Raw genomic sequence first — 991 nt, 5'->3', positions numbered from 1 at the left:
TAGCAGGCCGAGCGCGCCAGGTCCATCGCCCTCCACAGTGTTAGCGCCGGGCGATTTTAGCCGCTAATAGTCAAACTATTTTGACCAATCCCGGTCACCGAATAATGGCCACCGTGCCTCCCCGCCGCCACTACGCTGGTGGTGCCAACACGCCGGCGTTAGGAGGACCATTGAGGTGAACGAGAGACACGATGACCTACAGGAAATTATAGACGCGGCGCTCCGGGAGATGGCCGCGGAGGAGGGCGACGGGTTCGACCCGCAGACATGCAACCTCGCGGAGTTCTGCAGGAGGACGGGGCTCACCCGCTCCCGCGCGAGGACGGTCAGGGCACACGGGTTCAGGGCCCTGCCCCACGGGAACAGCGGGAGGAGGGCCGCGCCGGGCGTGCTCGCCGGCCACACCGGCCTGGTGGACGACCTCCTGCGGAAGGGCGTCACCAACTCGCAGGTGATATTCGAGCGGCTGCTCGGCCAGGGCTACGCCGGCGGCCTCACCACGGTGAAGACCTATATCGCCGCGCACCGGGACCTCGTGCCCGCGAAGAGGCGGCAGGTGGCCCCGCAGGGCTGCCGCGGGCAGCGCTTCAGGACGGCGCCCGGAGAGGCCTACCAGATGGACTGGGGCTTCGTCGCGGTCGAGCGCCCCGGCGGCGAGCGGGCGCGGATCGCCTGCTTCGCCATGGTCTGCCACCATTGCGGGAGCGCCCACGTCGAGTTCTTCCCGAACGCGCGCCAGGAGAACCTCCTCATCGGGATGCTGCACGCGTTCTCGGCGCTGGGCGTGCCCGCGACCGTGCTCACCGACAACATGAAGAGCGTGGTCGTCCGCCGCGATGCCGACGGCCGGCCCGTCTGGCAGGCCGACTACGCCGAGTTCATGGGCGTCGTCGGCTTCCGCACCAGGTTGTGCAGGCCGCGCCACCCCTATACGAAGGGCAAGGTGGAGAGACTCGTCCGCTTCGTGAAGGGGAACTTCCTCGCGGGAAGG

General features: G+C 68.4%; 1 protein-coding gene. It reads left to right on the top strand.

What is annotated here, in order from left to right:
* Nucleotides 1-175: 175 nt before the first annotated feature.
* The coding region (locus ACQRAP_RS08680; protein WP_427795401.1) for a DDE-type integrase/transposase/recombinase at nt 176-991 on the top strand (816 nt) is incomplete at its 3' end.

The sequence above is a fragment of the Collinsella sp. SGI.180 genome (genome assembly GCF_050313455.1).
GTDB lineage: Bacteria > Actinomycetota > Coriobacteriia > Coriobacteriales > Coriobacteriaceae > Collinsella.
This window is presented reverse-complemented; position numbering and strand designations above follow the sequence as displayed.